The sequence below is a fragment of the Clostridium sp. X genome (genome assembly GCF_055755365.1).
Genome location: NZ_CM146912.1, coordinates 613,007 through 635,098 on the forward strand (window position 1 = coordinate 613,007; position 22,092 = coordinate 635,098).

Consider the following 22,092-nt stretch of genomic DNA (forward strand, 5'->3'; position numbering starts at 1 on the left):
GCAATAAAACTTTAATATGATTTGCTTATAAAAATTTATATCTTTTAAATTAAAATTTGATTTAAAAACTTTCTGGCTCTTTCAGTCCTCGGACTTTTAAACAATTGCTCCGGTAGTCCTTCCTCTACAATCTTTCCTTCATCCATAAAAACTACCCTATCAGCAACTTCCCTTGCAAATCCCATTTCATGAGAAACAACAACCATAGTCATACCTTCTTTAGCTAAATCCTTCATTACAGATAAAACTTCACCTACTAGCTCTGGGTCTAATGCAGAGGTTGGTTCATCAAACAACATAATTTTAGGTTCCATAGCCAATGACCGTGCAATAGCTACTCTTTGCTGTTGCCCTCCTGAAAGTCTTGAAGGATACTCATCTCTCTTATCTAAAAGCCCTACTTTATATAGAAGCTTTTCTCCTAAAGCTTTAGCCTCTTCTATAGATATCTTCTTAACTATAATAGGTCCCTCAATAACATTTTCCAATACCGTCTTATGAGGAAATAAATTAAAGCTCTGAAACACCATACCAGTATTTTTTCTTATTTCTATAACTTTTTTCTTTTTTTCCTTATAGGACATATCTGAGTTTATTAAAGTTCCTCCTACTTCTACACTTCCTTTACTGGGATTCTCTAACCCATTTAGACAACGCAATAATGTAGTTTTTCCTGAACCACTTGGACCTATAATTACAACTACTTCTTTAGAATAAATATTAAAATTAATTCCTTTTAAGACTTCATTATTTCCATAGTTTTTACTTAAATTATAGACATGTATCATTTACTCACTTCCTCAGCATTAATACATTTTAGATAGTTTAGCTTCAATATGCCCTAGAATAATAGAAAATAAGGTACTCATAAGCCAATACATAAAAGCAATAGCAATGTAAAAAGGCATAACAACTAAATGTTTTGATATTAATAACTGAGAAGCTCGAAGAAGCTCCGTCACCGTTATTATGGATACTAGAGAGGTTTCCTTAAGCATTCCAATAAACGTATTCCCCATAGGAGGAATAGCTACTCTCACCGCTTGAGGTAGAATTATTCTTCTCATAGCCTGAAAATTGGTCATACCTATTGACATAGCTGCTTCCATCTGCCCTTTTGGTATTGATAAAATAGCCCCTCTAAATGTTTCAGATAAATATGCCCCTATATTAATACTTAGTGATATAAAGGCTGCTATTAATGGCGGAAGAATTATACCTACATCCGGAAGGCCAAAATATATTATGAAAATTTGCACAAGCACTGGTGTTCCTCTAATTATAGAAACATAAGCTTTTGCTAATTTAACCAACATAAAATTTCCCGTAAGTCTAGCTAGGGCAACAAAAAGACCAATAATAAGTCCAAAAGACATAGATACTAAGGTTATTATCATAGTGTAATATGCACCTTTAAAGAGTAAGTTTATATCTTGGAATACTAAATCCATGGTATTTTGCACCCCCTTAGATTTTAATTAAAGACTAGGCTCTACCCCAAACCATTTCATAAATATAGCTTTATAAGTTCCATCCTTTTTCATATCTTCTAATGCTTTATCTAAAGCAGCTAAGAATTCTTCATTTCCTTTTCTAATAGCTATTCCAGCAAAATCTTCCTTTATTGGATCTCCTACTGCTTTAATTTTTAAGTTACTCTTTTCAATCTGAGGTTTAATTGCAAATAGGTTATTTACTGTAGCATCTATTCTCCCAGTATTTAAATCAAGCAGAGTTGTAATAACATCGTTATAAGTTACAACCTCAAAGTTTCCAACCTTAGGCATAGCTACTTCTTTAAGATACTTCTCGTCGTTAGTCCCAAGTCCTACTCCAATTTTCTTGCCCTTAAAATCCTCTATTGATTTAATGTCATTATTCCCTTCACTAACAATTACATTAACTGTATTTTTAATATATGGCTGAGAGAAATCCATACTCTTTTTTCTTTCTTCTGTTATAGTCATTTGGCTTATTACAACATCAAATTTTCCTTTTTCTAACCCAGCAATCATCCCTGCCCATTCACTAGTAATAAATTCAGTCTTAATTCCTATTCTTTTTGCTACTTCCTTTGCAATATCAACATCAAATCCATCTACTTCATTTTTATCATTCAAGAAATTATATGGTGGATATGTTCCCATTAGACCAACACGCATTTTCTCTGATTTCTTAACCTCATCAAGTAAAGTAGCTTTTTTGCTAGTATCAGCATTTGACTTACATCCTACAAATATTGAAGCCGTTAAAGTAAAAATCATTAAAATTCCTAATAATTTTTTAGATAATTTCCTCATTTACTCTCCCCCTTGTATAATATTTAGAGAACTATATATTCATGGATTTTATAATAAATAGTATTGTTCCTAAGCATTATATGCTAGTAAATATCTTATGACACAAGTATTAATTGCCCATTTATTCATACTTTTAAATATATACTATTACAAAAATCGAGTAGGAGCTGAATAATTATTTTATTCAGCGACCTCTCACACCACCAAGCATACCGTTCGGTACTTGGCGGTTCAATAAGAATTACCTAATCATAAATACTTTTCAGTTAATGTTATAAATCCTTATTGTCTAAGGTATTTATTAGATAAAGTTCTTGCTAAAATAGGGCTGTTGGATATCCTCCAGTAGCCTTTTCTTGTATTCGCATATTCCCAAGCTTTATATTCATCAATACCGAGTCTTTTGAGATTATCATGTTTTGTTTTAATTTTCTTCCATTGTTTCCAATAACATAAGCGAATCCTTCGTCTTAGCCACTCATCTAAGGTTTTAAGTGTACTTTTCATATCTGCTAATTTAAAATAGTTTACCCATCCAACTATAACTTGTTTTAGTTTAATTGCACGAAGTTCCATACTCATAGCATTACTTCTTCCAGTTATTTCTTTAAGCTTGCCTTTGAGTTTCTTAACAGAATTTTGATGTACTCTTATTCCCATCTCGCCTTTCTTTGGATAAAATGCAAATCCTAAATACTTCAAATATTGGATTTAAGACTTGAGCGATAGCTTGTTGTATTACTCGGTCTACAGCTGTTGGTATTCCTAGTGGTCGTTTCTTTCCATCGGGCTTAGGTATTTCTACTCGCCTTACTGGATTAGGTTTATATTTACCTTCCAATAGTGATTGCCGAAGGCTGGCGCCATTTTCTTTTAGGTATTGTAGAAGTTCATCTACTTTCATACCATCAACTCCATGACTTCCTTTATTTGCTTTAACTCTCTTAAATGCTTCATTTAAGTTGTTTCTGTCAATAATTCTTTCAAACAATCCATTGGTGTATTTATTTTCGGCGTTCTGTTGCTTTTCTAACGTCAATGAAATGCTCGGCCCTCCTACATACTCTTCGAGTTCCACTCTATCCTTTTGTAAGTAACCTTCATTATAAAGTTGTCTGCTGTTATCACATTTCTCTGTGTTGTTCAAAGTTTCAAAACCTCCTATCGTTCAGTCCTTCACCGAAGGTTCATAACCCTTCTGCTACTATGACCTCTGCTGACTTCTTAGATTTCAGCTTTACATCACTGCAAAGGTTGTTATTTCAAAATTCATTTCTATAACATTTATCTAAGATCTCCCCAGGTAAGAATGCAATCTTTCACTCCATCTATCTGCTACATTTACACAGCCTGTTTCGGATAGTTTTGGGCTTGGATTTGTTAGGCAATCTTACCCACAGACATATGCCTTATATGTAGTTTCTATTCGTCAGACCAGAGTTTTGCCGCCGACTTCCTTCAGATTCCATGTCACCATGGACACCCTTGTCTTAAGCTATGCACTTGGCACTATCAACCCGTGCTCGGGACTTTCACCCGTTAGATTGCGCCCATGCTGGGCGCACCTAAAAAGCTGCTGATAAAATCCCCTTATCAACAGCTTCTAACTTTATACAGCTAGCTTATATTTAAATCTTCAAAATCTACTTCTAACTCATCAAGAGTTATTAAGCGAACATCGTATCTTTTGCTACTATCTAAATTATTTCTATCAAATGAAATGATACTAGATCCTTTTCTCCGTGGCATTCCTACAATAAAAATTTGATTATCTAAAATAGTTACTTCTTTAGGATTAAAGCTATATATAAGCAATCCTAATTCGTGATCTTCAATCTCTTCATAGCTCTCTTGGAATCCTATAAGTTTAAATAGATTTTCTTTACTTTCTGCATCTTTAGGAATTGCAAATATTCTTTGCATAGATTCTCTTGATTTTCTAGGTATATATATTATTCTTTCTTTACTCCGTTTTTCAGTTTTAGAATCATATACTGGTCTAGAATACTTTTCATTTTCATAATTAACCTTAAATTTAATCTGTGTCCCACTATCCCTCAGTCCTTTTCCCTTTTCCAATTTTTCTAAACTAGCTATGTATGAAAGCGAAGTTACCGAGTATTTTCTAGCTTGAGCACTGTCTAAGTTTATAAACACTAAAATCAATGCTAATACGGCTATAAACTTTTTCATTTTTCTTTATCACATCCTTTCCACTTATCTTTAGTTTCCCAAGCATTTATATAACTCATGTATAAAATCTAAAAATAATCTTAAAATATAAAAATAAAAGACCAGAAGAAAATGATATGCTCCCCTTAAAGTAGACAGATTAAAAAATAAAAATCTGTTACCAGAAAGGGGAGCATTTTTATGTCCAAAAGAACTAAATACTCAGCCGAAGAAAAGTATGAAATCCTGAAAGAGTATGAGGATGGAGTTAGAACGATATTAGAAATTACTTCTATATATAAAATTAATAGAAGTACTTTAGAAGATTGGAGATATAACTTCGAAAAATATGGTATAGATGGATTGAGAGAAATGATAACTTGGAAGAGGTATTCAAAGGAGCTAAAGGAACAGGCTGTAAAAGATTACCTTTCAGGTAAATACTCACAAAGAGAAGTGGCAAAGAAGTATGAAATATCAAATAAAAGTGTATTGTTAAAATGGGTAGACAAGTATAATAGTCATAGAGAAATAACGGCAACCACGAAAGGAATGAGTCAATCTATGATAAAAGGAAGGTCTACTTCTTGGAAGGAAAGAATTGAAATTGTATTATACTGTATTGCTCACAATAACGACTATCAACACACAGCTGAAACCTACAATGTTTCCTACCAACAAATATACCAGTGGGTAAAAAAATATGAACTAGGTAGAGAGGATGCATTAAAAGACCGACGAGGTCGTAAAAGAACTGAAGAGGAACTAACACCTGAAGATAGAGTAAATTTTGAAATGAAGAGACTAAAAGCAGAAAATGAGCGCTTAAGAGCAGAAAATGCATTCTTAAAAAAATTAGAGGAGCTAGAAAGGGGGCGATTTTAAGCCGTCTACGACAAGAAAATAGCTATAATGCGATTTTACAACTTCATAAAAAAGATAAATTTTCGATATCCTTATTGTGTGAAATAGCAATGATTCCACGATCCTCATATTACAAATGGCTAAATCGCCAAGAATCTGTTGCAGAATCCGAGAATGAAATGTTGATATCAAAGATTATAGAACTTTACGAGGAAGTCAATGGCATTTATGGTTATCGAAGAATAACTATGAATTTGAACCGAAGGTTGGGGAAGCTGTATAATCATAAACGCATCTATCGACTTATGAGACTTTCAGGTCTACAGTCTGTGATTCGAAGGAAAAGGAAACGTTATATAAAATCTACACCTCAACATGTAGCAGAAAACATACTTAATCGAGAGTTTATAGCAGATAGACCAAACGAGAAGTGGGTTACTGATGTTACTGAATTTAAGTATGGAAATTCTAAAAAGGCATACTTAAGTGCTATATTGGATCTTTATGATAAGAGTATTGTTGCCTATGTACTTGGACATTCCAACAACAATAATCTTGTATTCAAGACCCTTGATTTAGCTTTGGAGGCTTCACAAGGTGCAAGTCCAATGATTCATAGCGATCGTGGTTTTCAATATACCTCCATTGGATTCAAACAAAGATTGAATACAGCAGGAATGACACAAAGCATGTCACGAGTAGGTAGATGTATCGACAATGGTCCTATGGAAGCATTTTGGGGTATCCTCAAGTGTGAAAAATACTACTTGCACAAATATTATACATATGAGGATCTATCTAATGCAGTTGATGAATATATCAGTTTCTACAATACCAAAAGATTACAAGAAAAATTAAACGGCCTTAGCCCAATGGAGTTTAGGGCTTTAGCCGCTTAAATTGATTTTTATTATTTCCACTGTCTACTTGACAGGGTGCAGTTCAAAATTTCTGGTCTTTATCTATTTAACCTTATACTAGTTAAATTAAAACTATTTTATTGTAACTTAAAATTATTAACATCTTCTAGAGTTTTAGAAGCCATAGTAGAAAGCATTTCTGCTGTTCTCGCTACTTCTTCTGAAGAAGAATTTAGTTCTTCAGATGAAGCTGCTATTTCTTCTGAAGTTGATGAACTCTCTTCTGCTACCATTGATGCTGTTTCAATTTTACTTATAATCTCATTTTTATCTTTATTAGCCTTATTTATTTCTAAGTTTACACTTTCTATTAACGGAAGAATACTTTCTATTCCTTTAATTATTTCTTCAAAAGAATCTATGGAGTTGTCCACTGTAGTAGCTTGATTTGAAAGTTCCCCATTCACTTCAGTTGTAGTTTCCATAACTGCTTTAGTTTCTGATGAAATTAAAGTTATCAAACTATCAATTTCTGCTGAGGAGCTCTTACTTTGTTCAGCTAATTTTCTTATTTCATCTGCAACAACAGCAAATCCTCTTCCTGCTTCTCCTGCTCTTGCTGCCTCAATAGCCGCATTAAGTGCTAAGAGATTTGTTTGATCTGCTATACTATTTATAAGAGCTGTAATTTCATTAATTTTATTAACACTCATTCCAAGATCAGATATTTTAGTGCTTACATCTTTAAAAGATGAACTTACATTGTTAATAGATGTTACTAATTGTGTCATTTTATCATTACTTGTTTTCGCCATTGTATTTACACTCTTAGCATTTACATTTACACCTTCTACAGATGAAACAATATTATCTATAGCATTTCCAAATGCATCTAAAATATTTGTAATATCCACTAATTCAGCAGCTTGAGAAGCTGATCCCTGAGCTATCCCGTTTATAGCACTAGCCACTTCTTGTGATGATGATGTCATTTCTTCAGACACCGCCGACAATGATAAGGCTTGATCGTTTACAAAAACTGTACTTTTCTTAACTGACGTTAATATACTTCCTATTTCTTGAATAGTCACAGCTAAGTCTTTTTTCATAATTCCAAATTCAGTAGTTTCATTTTTTTCTACTTCTGCTGTAAAGTCTCCTGAAGAGATTACCTTTAGTATACCTGAGAATTCTTGTATAGATAATTTTATTCCACCAAGAATCGCTAAAGATAATGCAGAAACAACACCTATTAACACTATTATAATAATAGTAAATGTCGTTTTACTACTTTGATAGCTTGCTTTAGACTTATTATTAACATCTTCTGCATTCTTTCCATGATAGTCTACAAGTTCTCCTATTAATCTAGATATTTCCGTTCCAACCTCACCAGCTTCTAGTACTAAAGACGTCTCTATCACTTCTCCACGCTGTTTTTTTTCTCTTATGTTATTATATAAGTTCATATAAATATTGTATTTTTCAGATATAGCATTTATTATCTCTAAATCCTTACTCCCCTGAGCTGAAGCTTCGTTAAATCGTTGTAAGTGTTCTTTAATTGTCGCATCATTTTTTGCTATAGCTTGGACATTTTCTTCGTTATATGCTCTATCTATTACCTTTGTAAAAGAGTTTCTTAAAACACCCATTTCTCCATTAATTTGACCTAATCTTTGAATTTTTAAAAGCTGCTTCTCATAAACAGTATCAACGTTTTCACTAAGCTGACTCATCTGTCTTAAGCCTACAAATCCAATTAATCCGGTACTTACAATAGATAATATCCAAATAGTAATAATACCGTAAGTAATCTTTAGTTTTTTCAATTGTTTCAACACTTTTGCTTCCCCCTATTTTTATTTCTATTTATTTATATTTTGTTTATACTTTGTTTATACTTTATTTATACTTTGTTTAAATATTATTATCGTTTAACCTAAAGTTAACTTTATAATATTTACTTTTAATTTTAACTTATTAGAACATAATACCACAAAATACCTTAGTTTATCATACCACAAATAAAGAAAATTTCAATTGCTATTAAAATTACTATTAAAATTACTGCTATATATATATTAAATCATATTTATAGTTCCTCAAAGAACTAAATTATTCGAGATTTTTACATGTAGTTAATCCTTATGTTTTTCCCTTAATATAATAATGAAAAATTTATACTTATCTCGGAATTTCGCTTTTAAAAAACTGTAATTTAAGTTATACTTAATTTCAAAATACAGTATTATTTATAACTATTTTTAACTTTTATTTACCATATTAAAAAGGGGGCAGAATGGAAATGGACAATGTTCTTATAAAGATATTTGAAAAAGAACACCAAGATTATCTTAGAGATGAATCTCGTAAAGTTGGTGAAGCTGAATCTATATCTTTTCCTAAAAATGAAAAAGAAGTTATTGATATATTAACAACGCTAAAATCACATAAAAGTCTAGTAACTACTCAAGGAGCTCGTACTGGTATAACTGCTGGTGCTGTTCCACAAGGGGGCCATATTTTAAACCTAAGCCGAATGGATAAAATAACAGGTCTTCGATATGATAATAATGCTAATACCTTCTTTCTTAAAGTACAAGCTGGTACTATGCTAACACAAATAAAAGAAGCCTTAAAGAATAAAAAGTTTGATGCTGAAGAAAGCTGGGATAATGACTCTTTGGAAGCTCTTAAAGACTTTAAAGCTAGTGAGTCCTACTCTTTCTCTCCAGACCCTACTGAAACCACTGCAGCTATTGGAGGAATGATAGCCTGTAATGCTTCTGGTGCTTGTTCCTTTAAATATGGCCCTACAAGAGATCATATTGAATCCTTGCGTGTTGCTTTGATTAATGGGGACATCCTCTCTCTTAAAAGAGGGGAACATAAAGCTACTGATGGGCATTTTTCTATGACTACAGAATCAGGCAATATAATTGAAGGAAATATTCCTAATTATATTATGCCTAGTGTTAAAAATGCCTCTGGATATTACACTTCACCTGATATGGATCTAATAGATTTATTTATTGGCTCCGAGGGAACCTTAGGTATTATTACTGAAGTGGAATTAAAATTAATAAAATCTCCTGCTGTAACTTATGCTTTAACTGTTTTCTTTAGCAATGAAGAAAAGGCTTTAAAATTTGTTAGAAAAGTTAGAGAAGAATCTACTCCAACAGCTGTAGAGTTTTTCAATAGTAATGCTTTAAACTTACTTAGAAAAGGAAAAGAGACTATTCCTGCTTTTAGTAAACTTTTAGATCTACCTTCTCACTTTCATACTGCTGTTTATATTGAATATCAGGGTAAAGATGAGGACGAGGTTTTAGATATGATTATGAAAGCTGGTGAATTAATAGAAGAATGTGGAGGAAATGAAGATGATATCTGGCTTGCTACAAACCATCAAGCTAAAGAACAGCTTCACTTTTTTAGACATGCAGTTCCCGAGGCTGTAAATCTTCTTATAGATGATCGTAGAAGAACTTATCCTGAACTTACAAAGCTAGGAACTGATATGGCAGTTCCAGACCAAAATCTTGAGGAGATAATGAATATATATAATGAAAGCTTAGAGAAATCTAATCTAGAATCTGTAATCTTTGGACATATAGGAAATAACCATGTTCATGTAAATATACTTCCAAGGGATATGGAAGATTACGCTAAAGGCAAGGAACTCTATAACTTTTGGGCAGAAAAAGTTATCTCCATGGGTGGATCAGTTTCTGCTGAACATGGTATTGGTAAAATGAAAACTCATTTACTAAGTAAAATGCTAGGAGAAAACGGCATAGAAGAGATGAAGACTTTAAAAAATATTTTCGATCCTGAAAATAGACTAAATAAAGGGAATCTTTTTGAGGAATAGATGAAATCTTTATAATTAAGGAGAGTATAACTAGGTTTTAATTTACACAAAACTAGTTATACTCTCTTTCCTAATGATTAATATCTTTCTAAGCAACTATTATATAAAAACTCAAATATACTATCAGCTTCTCTTGTATTGTAGAATTCAACCATTAAAGTGTTGAACTGCAATCTATCCTTTACTTTTATATTGAATATTCCTTGACCATTTGATATTAAAATCATATTGGATACCAGTCTAGAAGTTCTTTTATTTCCATCATAATAAAATTTATTTAAAGCTCCCCATAAAAATATCTCAAAAGCCAACTCTGTTTTACTTTTACATCTTTCTATTAATTTAGGCAATTCACTTATAAAAATCATTTCTAATTCTTCAGCTCTTGGAGGAATAAATTCAGTACCAGCTACTCTAACTTGACCAGTCCTAAATGTACCACTAATTAAGGCTTCATCTTTAGCAACTATATCATTAAATTTATTGAAAATACTAATATCGATTGATACATTATTTTGTATAACCTTATCAAATAAATAATTCCAAGCATTTCTAACACTAAAAATTTGTTGTTCATCACTTACTTTATGCCCACCTATAGTAATTCCATCAAGTAAAGTTTGTACTTCAGGATAAGTAAATGGATTTCCTTCTAAACTAGCCATATTAAACACAACATCTGGCAATAATTTTTTAACCAACATTACTAACCTTTTAATATCTAATGCCGGAAGTATATCCTCATAAGATCTATTTCTATTAAATAACATAATAGACCTCCCCATTAAAATTACTTTTTATTATACCTATAATAGATTATTATACAATCCATATATTATTTATCTTTTAATAGTAATACATTAGAAATAAAACTTAAAATACCTCCAATTAATATTAATACTAACTCATACCAATTAAAGTGATATCCAAATTTACTCCAAAGTATAGAATAATATGGTTTTAATTGAATAATAGAAATAAGCATTATAACACTAACAAACATATTACTTAGATATATATCTTCTTGAGTTAATTTGTATTTTTTTATTATATTGAGTACCACTAATAATAATATTAATACTAGATTTATAATACTAACAAACAGCATCTCATTATATGTAGATATTACACCTAACATAGTAATACTATATCCCGTTAAGGATAACATAACATTTTTTTTCATAACTTATTCTCCTAATCTGATATATTAAACATACAACAACTTATCATTCAAATAAGCTCAAAATGAAGATGTTTTTTATTTAATATATTCTTTTTAATATTTTCTTAATAACGATAATATGAATGGTTAATTGTTTTATCTTTTGAAACATAAATCCTTGAAGTAGATTCACTACCAATTTTAAATCCTTGTGATTCATATGCTTCTTGAAGTTGTATATCTAATTCTCCTACTAATGAACCATTTATAATAAAATAAGCATTATTTCTATTTGGTATAGTAACTATTGGGTCGAAATCCTTAACAAACTTCACCCTTGAAATATTATCCACCTTACAAAATGCAGTACCCTGTACATATCCTGCTATTTCTTCGTTAAGATTAGGATAAAGTTGAACTTCTAATGCCATACCTGAAACTAGATCAAAGAGAGGTCCTTTAGTATCTCTCCATTTTATCACTTTGATATATGTTGATGCTAACGCAGATATTTCTGACGTGGTAAAATTGTTAAAATACTTATTTTTTAAATAGTTAACAGATTTTATATTATTTTCTTTAATCATTAAGTTGTAATAATCCTTAACAGAATATCCTTCCACTACTACATTATCAGATTGCTCTAATTCCGATAATGTACATACTTTAGAGTTAATATTTTCATTTGCTTCATTTTCATAAACCAAGTTAGTAAATAATATAGCTATCAAACAAGTTGATATAATAGCTAAGATTTTTAAAGCCTTTTCATTCATTATTAATCCCTCTTTTAAAAATATTGTTTTCAGATATTAGATAAAAAAGTTCAAAAAAAGTTTCACTTTTCTTCAATTTTTTATATCTAATTTATAGAAAGAACATATTTTTATGCTTAATAAATGACTTTTAGTTTTACCTCAACATCCTATGGGTGGGATTTTATCACCTTTCAAGTAGTTATTCATAATCAATAAAAAGAAAGTTCATAGCAACATATGATATACATATTGCTATAAACTTTAGATTTTACTTATAGGTATATTATACTACTCTTTACTTTTCTCAATTAAGATCTGGTACTTTAACACTGTTCTAAAAACTCTTTCTCCGAGGTGCTAGTACAATTATAGCTTTTTATATTTCTTCCACCCATCTTTGAAAAATAGTAAGTATCTCTTCCAGGTTGCTCGGACCACCATTCCCATGAAATGTATTATTACTAACATTACAATACATCCAATCAAGCTCACTTCGTTCAATATCTACTATTCTAAATTCTTTGTTTTCCAAACTAGTATTAGTTAAATCTATATCTACCATCCACCCAGGATTATCTAATGTTGATATATTAACTCCATAGCAATGTTCCCAATCTTCATCACAATTTTGTAAATACCAGTTTTGTATCCATTTTAGTATATTCAAATATTATCACCTCTTTAGTGGTATTTCCCAAGGTATTGGTGCTCTAACGTCACCAGGTACTGTTTTATCATGTACATGTGGAAGTAGTCTTTCTTTTGTTACCTTGTTAAAATGTGGTTCTCCTATTCCATCATATCTTTTCTGACTATCAACCCCAGTTGGATTCTTTTCATTTACAGTCCAAGTCTCATAATTCGTTATTTCTCCCGTTTTAGAATCTTGTTTAAATGTAGTATGATCCCCTTGTGCATTTGTATCTGGCACAAGTTTATTTTTTGACCTACCGCGTGTAGATGGTTTTGTTTGTTTTTGTTGAGGACTAGCTGTTTGCTTTTTTCCATCAGCTGTACTCTCAACATAGTTTATTTTGTTACTAACACTTGAAACTAATGGCTTAACAACTGTATGGTAAGCATATACAGTTGTTAAAGCTGCCGCAATAACAAAAATTGCTTTTACAGCTATAAATGCAAGAGTTATAGCAAATCTCCCATCAGAATCATACATATTTACTGGATTATTCAAAGAGTAGGTAAACATATTTGTAGTTAGTACTTCGCCAGGCACACCAACTATTCCATCCGCATTAATAAATCTTCCCCACTCCGAATTATAATATCTACTCTGCAAATAATACAACTCAGTCTCGGTATCATACCTATATCCTCTATATCTATAAGGATTTTTAACTCCTACACTGTCTTTCATCGTACCATTTATAGATACTAATTTACCCCAACTATCATAAACATAGCTTACAACCTGCACACCATCTTTATCATGTAGTCCTATTATATCTCCTTGAGCATTCCTTATATACCAATATTCTACCCCATTAAGGTTCATAGATACAAGGTCACTTGAAGCATCATAAGTGTAATATATCTTATCAGTACCATTATCTTCAAAGGTTACCTTGTCACCTACAAGACGATATTTTGTTGTTACTCCATCTACTTTCTTTTCAGTTCTTATTCCATCTACATTATACTTGAAGCTTATATTTTTGCCATTACCAGCAAATTTAAGGAAGCTCTGAAATTTTCATTCCAGAGCTAAGCGATTCACGCCAAATCATATATTTGGGTTCTCTGCTTATGTCTTCCTTCTTCCCAAGTGTATGTGTAGTTATCATAAGTTTTTGGATTTCCTATTGAATCATAAGTTATAGGTTTTCCATTATACTCTGTAAGTTTATCTTTCCAATTAGAGTCTTCATATTTATAATTAGTGTATATTCTGTCTTGAGTTCCATATATGATGTCTAGCTTTTGTGTTAGATTTCCACCAGCAGCATAACTATAGATTACTGTTTTATTAAGAACTTCATTGTCTTCTTGTATTAGCTGATTCAATGCATCGTAGTAGTATATTATTTGCTTTCCATTAGGATCACAAGTGTAGGCTATTTTCTTTGAGTTATTATCTATTTCTTTTACCTTTGCTGTTGTAGTGTTTGCATCAGTTCTAGCTTCAAAGCTGTATTTTGTTGTGAAATTAACTGATTCGCCTACGGCTGTTTTTTCTACTATAGAAAAGTTATATTCAATTTATATATTGCTCTGAAAGTTTTCATAATGACATGATTATTTCTAATAAAATTTTATAAGCCCTAACCCAAACTCCTACGGATGGTGATTTTATCAGCCTTCAAAAGGTCATACATGGTTGATAGAAAAAAGGTTCATAGCAACATATAAACACATATTGATATGAACCTTAAATTTTACTTATATACACAATCTAATTTGTACGTTTCTAGAGTAAACTGTGATACCTTGGCATCAATACTTAATTTCATTATATTTCCTTTGACTTTTTGTTCACAATCTCCGAGGGGCATCATAATATAAAGTTAAACTTTATAATCTACTCCTTCCTAACGCAAAAATCCTCTAAAATACATCTCTATATTTCTTCCAACTGTATTCCTTTTATATACCTTAACTTGTTAATCTCATCATCAGTATTATTTTCAATATAACTAAATTGTTCATGAGCAATATTTATAATCCAGGGATTCCTATCGTCTTTTAAAAAGCATAAATCTTCTAAGAGCATGGGTTCTATCCATGAGTATAGCCCTTTTGCATACTTTTTTATTATTTCCTTTGTTATGCCATTTAGTTTAAAGTAATACACTATAGCATATCCATCAGTCCTAGTTCCCGGCCAACTTTGTTGCTTTCTTTCTTCTACTAAAAAATTACTTAACTCTTTTAACAAGCTCTCTGAACTTTTACTTAAATTACCTTCTTTCCGTCTTACTAGAATAAATTCATTACATATCTTTGTAGCTAAATCAACTAATTCTTCATATGCCTGATCTTTTGGCTCAGTTGAAAAAATCCACATATTTCTCATCTCCTTTTAAATTTTAATAAATAAAGTGTATTTGTTTATTTATCAAAGAAAATATGTCCACCTACGCGACCTTTCAAATGATAGTGGTACTTATTTTCGGGATGCCAATCGTGTATATCAGGCTTATCAGGACTTCCATCCATACCACCTAACGTGCCTGCTAAAAAAACAGCATGTAACTGTGACACAGCATAAACATCTCCACCGGATAACACCCTCTCTTGAGCCTGATTAAGGTTTAAGGGCTCTCTAATGTCTATTCCTCCCCCTTTTTTTCTTACGGCTACAAAATAATCACTCTTCTTTTTTTCCGTCTTAGTGATAGGTATAGCAACTATTTTGGTTTTGGTTTTTGTTTTTACTTGTGTTTTTGACTTCGTTTTAAAAGTTGGCATTGGCAATGTAGTGGTTGATTTCGAAACTAACGGCTTAACAACTGTATGGTAAGCATATACAGTTGTTAAAGCTGCCGCAATAACAAAAATTGCTTTTACAGCTACAAATGCAAGCGTTATAGCAAATCTCCCATCAGAATCATACATATTTACTGGATTATTCAAAGAGTAGGTAAACATATTATGTGTCAGTAATTGTCCAGTAGCTCCTAATACTGAATCTCCATTTATAAACCTTCCCCACTCCGGATTATAATATCTACTTTGTAAATAATACAACCCAGTCTCGGTATCATATCTATATCCTCTATATCTATAAGGATTCTTAACTCCTAAACTATCTTTCATAGTACCAGTTATAGATACTAACTTACCCCAACTATCATAAACATAGCTTACAATCTGAACACTCCAGTAAGGTGGAAGTCGTAAAAAGTTACAAATTTTACAAAATTCTTAAAAACACTTCTAAAAAACTTTAAATATAGCTTAGAACAAATCAAAAATATTTGTCTTGCCAAGTTCAAAAGCATTTGATGAGAACTTAAATTTTATTCTACGGCAAGATTCCTATATGTATAGCCAAATACATGAAATTTGGGAATCCCAAACCCTTTTATTATATGAAAACCGCCCTTGTTTTTGCAAAGGCGGTAATAGGTAACTGTTTTGCTTTTTATTTTTCTCTTAATATCAATACCCAAATTCACTTACTAACTCTTTATTTTTTTAATTGCCTTTTCTGCTTCTTTTCTAATCCATCTTTTATCATGATGTAAAAATGGCTCAATATACTTTATTAATTCATCCTTCTTAAAATACCCTAAAGCCATAATAGCATGACCTACTACATCATCATCCTGTAGTAAATTAATAAGCGTTGGTATAGCTTTTTCACATCTTAGTTTGCCTAATAATATAACAATCATTTGTCTAGATGTTCCATTAGCCTTATCCTTTACCATTTTAATATATTTTTCTTCGAATCTTTTGTCTTGAATTGAATATAAAGCATCTCCTACAGCCCATTTATCTATTGTTATATTATTACTATAATATAATAATATCAAAGTTTCTGTAGCTTCATAGAATCCTTTGACACCAAGCATTCCTACGATAGCCTCTTTGAAATTCTCTTTTTCAAACACATATAAATATTTTATCAATATTGGAATAAAGTTCTTAATTTTTCTTTTCATTGCATTCAATTCATTAAAATCTTCTACATAAAAGCCCATATTATTAGCTTCTTCAATTAATTGTTTCATTAGCATTTCATCTTTATCCATTTCTATCCTCATTGAACTAATCTCCTATAAACATATGAATTATCTTGCCACTATCAATATATTGTTGAAGAGGCCCTGATATTTTTGTATCTGGACGTGTTTTCAAAATAAAATCGTAACCTTTTTCATCTGCCCAAAGACTGAAATCTTTGAGTTGGCTAGTTAACCCTTGAGATTTTACATTTTTAATTTCTGTTAATACTTTCTTTGATTTATCTAAAGCGTCTGGTATCCTGTACTTTGCAGTATTAGTTAAAGACTTTATTCGTTCAGTGTTTTTTATTATTTTAGCAGCCTTTTCTCCTTGTTGCCCTAATTTTCTTGCATTTTCCATCTTTTGAGTAGCTGTTGTTGCAGCCGTTCCAGCTGTAGCCATATTTCCTACTATAGCTTCAGATGCATATCCTAGCCCTGCACCTACCAATGCCCCTGCTGCTGCACCAGCCAGCATATATTTCCAATTCCATCCTGTATTTACTCCTGTAATTACTGCTCCTGCTACAGCTCCAACTCCTGCTCCTATAATCCACCAAGCAATATTTCCTGTTGGATCTTCCATGTTTACAGGATTATTAAGACAGTATGAGAATACATTATGAGTTAAAAGTTTTCCTACTTCTCCACCTAATGAATCCGCATTCAACATGCGACAAAATTCAGGGTTATAATATCTTGAATTCAGATAGTACAACTTAGTCTCTGTATCATACCTATAGCCTCGATATCTATACGGATTCTTATATCCTACACTTGCCGTATTATTTGTTATGTCTGTACCACTACCATCTTTTATGGATATAAGCTTCCCCCAAGAATCATAGGTATAATATGAAATTATAGCTCCATTCTTATCAAGTAATCCAATAATGTCATTTTGAGCATTCCTTATATACCAATATTCTACACCATTAATATTCATAGATACAAGGTCACTTGAAGCATCATAGGTATAATATATCTTATCAGTACCATTATCTTCAAATGTTACCTTATCTCCTACAAGACGATACTTTGTTGTTACTGTTTCGTTGCCTATTGTAACCTTTTTCTCAGTTCTTATGCCATCTACATTATACTTGAATCTTATATTCTTGCCGTTGCCAGTAAATTTAAGTAAGCTCTGAAATTTTCATTTCAGAGCTAAGCGATTCACACCAAATCAGCACTCTGTGTAAGTGACTTGTATCAAATCAAAGATTTGAGCAATATACTTAAGATTTGGGTTCTCTGCTTATGTCTTCCTTCTTCCCAAGTATATGTGTAGTTATCATAAGTTTTTGGATTTCCTATTGCATCATAAGTTATAGGTTTTCCATTGTACTCCGTAAGCTTATCTTTCCAATAGGGTCATAAATGTAGACTATCTTCTTTCCGCTATTATTTATTTCTTTTACCCTTGTTGTTGTAGTGTTTGCAGCAGCTCCAGCTTCAAAGCTGTATTTTGTTGTGAAATTAACCGATTCGCCTACGGCTGTTTTTTCTACTATAAAAAGTTTATATGAAACTTATATATTGCTCTGAAAGTTTTCATATATGACACAGTTGTTTCTAATCATATTTTATAAGCACTTACCACAACTCCTACGGGTGGTGATTTTATCACCTTTCAAAATGCCATTCATAGTTGAGCAAATTTCATATTTTTAAATAGTTGATATAACTAATTTTTTTATAAATCAAAAAGGAGATTCACCCCAAATTGTTGAATATATTAAGTGCAAGCAAAATCACCAACAAAAGGAGTGAACCTCACTTATGTATATTCAACAACAATGTCTATTATCCTTTGAGGAAATTATAAAATATCAACCAAAAACAAAATTAGAGTTGATTCTTGCTCAATTAGATTTTACTAATATCTTGAATTTTTTATCTCCTAAAAGCGCTATGCGCGGCCCGAAAGGGCGGAATCCTTTAACTTTGTTATATTCATTAATTGCAATGCAGTTAGAGCAAATTAAAACAGTGAAAAAACTAGTCGATAGACTTAAAACAGATCCTGTTTTCAGATATACCTGCGGTATTAACATTTTGGATACTGTACCTTCTGCCTCAACATTTAGTAGATTTTTAGATAAAATATCTAGCACTAATGAGCTTGAAAGAGATTTTGAAGCTCTTATATTTAAAGCAAAAGAATTAAACATTATTGATGGTAAAAATGTTGCTATAGATTCTACTAAGTTAAATGCTTATGAAAAATCTAAACCATCATCTAAGCTTAAAAATGATGGAGTTTCTCCTAACTGGGGAGCTAAAAATGATACAGATGGCAATAAAATAAAGTGGTTTGGATTTAAATTACACATACTTGCTGACTGCAAAAGTGAATTGCCATTAAGCATATTACTAAGTCCTGCTAGTTATAATGATGGAGATATAGCTTTACCGATAATAGCTAAATTTAAAAACACCTATGGTCCGACATTTAAACCAGTGAATTACATTATGGATTCAGGCTATGACTATAAAAAAGTCTATGATTACATCACTCATATTATTAAAGCTCAACCTATAATAGCATTGAATACTAGAGGAGCATATGCCCCACCAGAAGGAATGAATGAGAACTTTCATCCAATATGCTCTCTTGGATATCCATTAGCGTATTGGGGAAAGGATGGAAACTATTTAAAGTTTAGATGTCCTCATGCAACTGATAAAGTAAACTGTCCCTCCGGGATGAAATGGTGTAGTAATTCTAATTATGGTCTATGCTATAAAGTAAATTATAAAAAAGAGAACAGATTTTATAGCTATCCTTTAAGAGATTCAAAAAAATGGCAAGATGTTTACAATAAAAGAAGCTCTATTGAAAGATGTAACTCTCGCTTAAAGGAATATCTGAGCACTGATAATATCCGTTCCAAAGGAATCCGTAAGGCTAAAATATTTGCTTTATTAAATTGTATTACATTAGTAGCAGCTACTATTGCAATTAATCAGCCTGACGGCTTAAAGAAAGTAGCGTAAAATAATTTTCAAAAATTAATAGGTTATCCACAGGCACGGTAGTGCTTAGCTTTGCTATTATCTTTTTTAGTGTTTTTAGTAATTTATTTTTATGAGTATTTAAAATCTAATTGTGCAATTTGCTCAGTTAATAAAAATAAAGTTCATAGCAAAATATGATACACATATTGCCATGAACTTTAAATTGTACTTATAGATATATTAAAATACTCTTTACTTTTCTCCATTGAGATCTGGTACTTTAGCACTGTTCCTTGAAGATTTTCCTCTAAGATGCAAGGTGATGACTTCAAGTCAACTTCTTGCTATTGATATTTTTTAATTACTTCATAGGCAAAATTATCTGCTTTTTCAAAGTCTTCAAATATGTCGAAAAGAAAATTTTCATTATTTATAAACTCCTCTGGACCCCAATATTCTTTCAATACAATACTGAAGTCATATTTTTTATTTTTCAACGTTGAAAACAATCCAAATTTTTTATTTATCCAATAACATGGAATAGAATTATCTATAATATGAAATAACTCTATTCTATACCAATCCAAATGTCCTCTACCAATTTTAAGCAAATAACATTTTTCAGTTTTAAATCTTCCTATTGAATATACTTCAAAAATATTATCTCCAAGTTCAACTCCAAAATGAGCATGAGTTTTTTCTAATTTATTTTTGTCGATACATGATACTTTCATTTTACTTACCACCTACTTTATTTTGAAATCAAAAAATATAGGAATAAATTTATGTCCAACATAGTGAACGTCTATATTACCACTTGGATTATCAAATTTCATACTATATTTTTGCCATCCCATCCAATACGGCATCCTACTATCATTCATCTTGATTTTATTCAACATATTTCCTGAACTTGGTGCCATTTTCGCTGCTTTTAGTGCTATTTGTTCATTTAAATTTTGAGGACTTTTCTTAGCTGTTGACGGATAAGAACCATATTCTAGCGAACTTCCTATGACCGTTGCTGCTAGATTTACAGTAGCTTCAAAATTATCATAATTTTTCTTTCCAAGTAATTTAGCCCCATAGTTTTTTCCACTTACTGCTTCACTTGCTCTATTAATACCACATGCCGCTACACCCGTGGCGACTGCAGCACATCCTACAGTTGCAATAGTAGACGCTGCAGTCATCGCACCTGCACCAATATACATTCCAGCAGCTACACCAGCCATGCCCGCTACAACTGGTGCAGCTGCAACAACAACCGCAACAGTAACTGCAGTAACAGCTACAATAGCAGCAGCTTTAAAAATCTGTCCTAAAGTTGGCCAATATCCACTAGGGTCTTCCATATTAATTGGATTATTAAAACAATATGCAAATACATTATGTGACAGAAGAGTACCTATCTTTCCACCTACTGCATCAGCATTGATAAATCTGCCCCATTCAGCGTTATAATAACGTGAATTTAAGTAGTACAGCTGTGTTTCATTATCATACCTATATCCACGATATCTATAAGGATTCTTAACTCCTACACTGTCTTTCATAGTACCAGTTATAGATACTAATTTACCCCAACTATCATAAACATAGCTTACAACCTGCACACCATCTTTATCGTGTAGTCCTATTATATCCCCTTGAGCATTCCTTATATACCAATATTCTACCCCATTAAGGTTCATAGATACAAGGTCACTTGAAGCATCATAGGTATAATATATCTTATCAGTACCACTTTCCTCGTAAATTACTTTGTCGCCAGCTAAATGATACTTTGTTGTTACTGTTTCGTTGCCTATTTTAACCTTTTTCTCAGTTCTTATGCCATCTACATTATACTTGAAGCTTATATTTTTTCCGTTGCCAGTAAATTTAAGGAAGCTCTGAAACTTTCATTTCAGAGCTAAGCGATTCACACCAAATCAGCACTCTGTGTAAGCGACCATCACCAAATTATAAATTTGGAATGTCTGCTTGAGATTTGGGTTCTCTGCTTATGTCTTCCTTACTCCCAAGTGTATGTGTAACCATCATAAGTTTTTGGATTTCCTATTGCATCATAAGTTATAGGTTTTCCATTGTACTCTGTAAGCTTATCTTTCCAATTAGAGTCTTCATATTTATAGTTAGTGTATATTCTGTCTGTGGTTCCATATATGATGTCTAGCTTTTGTGTTACATTTCCACCAGCTTCAAAGCTGTATTTTGTGGTGAAATTTACTGTTCCGCCTACGGCTATTTTTCCTACTATAAAATTTATATGAAACTTCCATATTGATTTGAAAGTTTTCATATACGAAACAATTCCCTTTAAGCATATTTTATAAGCACTGACCGCAACTCCTACGGGTGGTGATTTTATCACCTTTCAAAAGATCCTTCATAATTAATAAAAAAAAGTTCATAGCAACATATAATACACATATTGCTATGAA

23 protein-coding genes are annotated in these 22,092 nt (G+C 31.6%); 3 read left to right on the forward strand and 20 right to left on the reverse strand.

All coding sequences use genetic code 11. From position 1 onward, the window contains the following. Positions 1 to 44: 44 nt before the first annotated feature. The 6 genes from ACX0KU_RS03000 to ACX0KU_RS03025 form a co-directional block, all read right to left on the reverse strand. Complete coding sequence (locus ACX0KU_RS03000) at positions 45 to 788, reverse strand: amino acid ABC transporter ATP-binding protein (protein ID WP_472991433.1); 744 nt, start codon at positions 786 to 788, stop codon at positions 45 to 47. A gap of 18 nt (positions 789 to 806) precedes the next feature. Then, positions 807 to 1,451, reverse strand: coding sequence for an amino acid ABC transporter permease (locus tag ACX0KU_RS03005; RefSeq protein ID WP_472991434.1), 645 nt, complete (start codon positions 1,449 to 1,451; stop codon positions 807 to 809). A gap of 27 nt (positions 1,452 to 1,478) precedes the next feature. Continuing rightward, a complete protein-coding gene (locus ACX0KU_RS03010) occupies positions 1,479 to 2,300 on the reverse strand; it encodes a transporter substrate-binding domain-containing protein (protein ID WP_472991435.1) in 822 nt (273 codons plus the stop codon). Positions 2,301 to 2,582: 282 nt separating this feature from the next. Then, entirely contained in the window at positions 2,583 to 2,960 is a 378-nt protein-coding gene (locus ACX0KU_RS03015; protein ID WP_472991436.1) for a group II intron maturase-specific domain-containing protein, read from the reverse strand. After that, positions 2,929 to 3,447, reverse strand: a complete 519-nt coding sequence (locus ACX0KU_RS03020) for a hypothetical protein (protein WP_472991437.1) — start codon at positions 3,445 to 3,447, stop codon at positions 2,929 to 2,931. The genes ACX0KU_RS03015 and ACX0KU_RS03020 overlap by 32 nt, the downstream gene beginning before the upstream one ends. Positions 3,448 to 3,917: 470 nt before the next feature. Next, a complete protein-coding gene (locus ACX0KU_RS03025; RefSeq protein WP_472991438.1) occupies positions 3,918 to 4,493 on the reverse strand; it encodes a hypothetical protein in 576 nt (191 codons plus the stop codon). A gap of 180 nt (positions 4,494 to 4,673) precedes the next feature. Here ACX0KU_RS03025 and ACX0KU_RS03030 point away from each other — a divergent pair. Then, positions 4,674 to 6,235, forward strand: a protein-coding gene (locus ACX0KU_RS03030) for an IS3 family transposase (protein ID WP_472989708.1) whose coding sequence is annotated in 2 segments (ribosomal slippage) — positions 4,674 to 5,310 and positions 5,310 to 6,235 — 1,563 coding nt in all. Because the reading frame shifts where the segments join, the coding sequence is not laid out codon by codon here. A 98-nt stretch (positions 6,236 to 6,333) separates the two neighbouring features. Here ACX0KU_RS03030 and ACX0KU_RS03035 read toward each other — a convergent pair. Further along, on the reverse strand, positions 6,334 to 8,040 hold the full coding sequence (locus tag ACX0KU_RS03035; RefSeq protein ID WP_472991439.1) for a methyl-accepting chemotaxis protein: 1,707 nt from the start codon (positions 8,038 to 8,040) through the stop codon (positions 6,334 to 6,336). A gap of 464 nt (positions 8,041 to 8,504) precedes the next feature. Here ACX0KU_RS03035 and ACX0KU_RS03040 point away from each other — a divergent pair, with 464 nt between their 5' ends. Beyond that, positions 8,505 to 10,076 (forward strand): FAD-binding oxidoreductase, encoded by a 1,572-nt coding sequence (locus ACX0KU_RS03040; protein ID WP_472991440.1) that lies wholly within the window; start codon positions 8,505 to 8,507, stop codon positions 10,074 to 10,076. Positions 10,077 to 10,153: 77 nt separating this feature from the next. Here ACX0KU_RS03040 and ACX0KU_RS03045 read toward each other — a convergent pair whose 3' ends face one another. The 10 genes from ACX0KU_RS03045 to ACX0KU_RS03090 form a co-directional block, all read right to left on the reverse strand. Then, on the reverse strand, positions 10,154 to 10,846 hold the full coding sequence (locus ACX0KU_RS03045; RefSeq protein WP_472991441.1) for a Fic family protein: 693 nt from the start codon (positions 10,844 to 10,846) through the stop codon (positions 10,154 to 10,156). Positions 10,847 to 10,911: 65 nt separating this feature from the next. Then, positions 10,912 to 11,259 (reverse strand): hypothetical protein, encoded by a 348-nt coding sequence (locus tag ACX0KU_RS03050; RefSeq protein WP_472991442.1) that lies wholly within the window; start codon positions 11,257 to 11,259, stop codon positions 10,912 to 10,914. 104 nt (positions 11,260 to 11,363) lie between these two features. Further along, on the reverse strand, positions 11,364 to 12,014 hold the full coding sequence (locus ACX0KU_RS03055) for a hypothetical protein (protein ID WP_472991443.1): 651 nt from the start codon (positions 12,012 to 12,014) through the stop codon (positions 11,364 to 11,366). 358 nt (positions 12,015 to 12,372) lie between these two features. Then, complete coding sequence (locus ACX0KU_RS03060) at positions 12,373 to 12,663, reverse strand: immunity 53 family protein (protein ID WP_472991444.1); 291 nt, start codon at positions 12,661 to 12,663, stop codon at positions 12,373 to 12,375. Between the two features lie 6 nt (positions 12,664 to 12,669). Beyond that, positions 12,670 to 13,509 (reverse strand): RHS repeat-associated core domain-containing protein, encoded by an 840-nt coding sequence (locus tag ACX0KU_RS03065; protein ID WP_472991445.1) that lies wholly within the window; start codon positions 13,507 to 13,509, stop codon positions 12,670 to 12,672. A 218-nt stretch (positions 13,510 to 13,727) separates the two neighbouring features. Then, on the reverse strand, positions 13,728 to 14,018 hold the full coding sequence (locus tag ACX0KU_RS03070; RefSeq protein ID WP_472991446.1) for a hypothetical protein: 291 nt from the start codon (positions 14,016 to 14,018) through the stop codon (positions 13,728 to 13,730). A gap of 553 nt (positions 14,019 to 14,571) precedes the next feature. Further along, a complete protein-coding gene (locus ACX0KU_RS03075; RefSeq protein ID WP_472991447.1) occupies positions 14,572 to 15,018 on the reverse strand; it encodes a hypothetical protein in 447 nt (148 codons plus the stop codon). A gap of 44 nt (positions 15,019 to 15,062) precedes the next feature. Then, positions 15,063 to 15,770 (reverse strand): RHS repeat-associated core domain-containing protein, encoded by a 708-nt coding sequence (locus ACX0KU_RS03080; RefSeq protein ID WP_472991448.1) that lies wholly within the window; start codon positions 15,768 to 15,770, stop codon positions 15,063 to 15,065. Between the two features lie 365 nt (positions 15,771 to 16,135). Further along, positions 16,136 to 16,723 (reverse strand): HEAT repeat domain-containing protein, encoded by a 588-nt coding sequence (locus tag ACX0KU_RS03085; protein WP_472991449.1) that lies wholly within the window; start codon positions 16,721 to 16,723, stop codon positions 16,136 to 16,138. A 4-nt stretch (positions 16,724 to 16,727) separates the two neighbouring features. Beyond that, positions 16,728 to 17,630, reverse strand: coding sequence for a putative toxin (locus tag ACX0KU_RS03090; RefSeq protein ID WP_472991450.1), 903 nt, complete (start codon positions 17,628 to 17,630; stop codon positions 16,728 to 16,730). A gap of 836 nt (positions 17,631 to 18,466) precedes the next feature. Between ACX0KU_RS03090 and ACX0KU_RS03095 the strand changes: the two genes are divergently transcribed. Next, positions 18,467 to 19,684, forward strand: coding sequence for a transposase (locus ACX0KU_RS03095; RefSeq protein ID WP_472989904.1), 1,218 nt, complete (start codon positions 18,467 to 18,469; stop codon positions 19,682 to 19,684). A gap of 305 nt (positions 19,685 to 19,989) precedes the next feature. On the opposite strand, the gene ACX0KU_RS03100 is transcribed toward ACX0KU_RS03095, so the two are convergent. The 3 genes from ACX0KU_RS03100 to ACX0KU_RS03110 all read right to left on the reverse strand — a co-directional run bounded on the left by ACX0KU_RS03100 (position 19,990) and on the right by ACX0KU_RS03110 (position 21,950). Beyond that, positions 19,990 to 20,379 (reverse strand): hypothetical protein, encoded by a 390-nt coding sequence (locus ACX0KU_RS03100; protein ID WP_472991451.1) that lies wholly within the window; start codon positions 20,377 to 20,379, stop codon positions 19,990 to 19,992. A 12-nt stretch (positions 20,380 to 20,391) separates the two neighbouring features. Further along, the gene (locus ACX0KU_RS03105) at positions 20,392 to 21,507 is read right to left on the reverse strand and encodes an RHS repeat domain-containing protein (protein ID WP_472992397.1); all 1,116 of its coding nucleotides are present in this window, start codon (positions 21,505 to 21,507) and stop codon (positions 20,392 to 20,394) included. A gap of 155 nt (positions 21,508 to 21,662) precedes the next feature. Then, positions 21,663 to 21,950 carry a hypothetical protein gene (locus tag ACX0KU_RS03110; protein WP_472991452.1) on the reverse strand — a complete coding sequence of 96 codons (288 nt, stop codon included), beginning with the start codon at positions 21,948 to 21,950 and terminating at the stop codon, positions 21,663 to 21,665. Positions 21,951 to 22,092 lie beyond the last annotated feature (142 nt).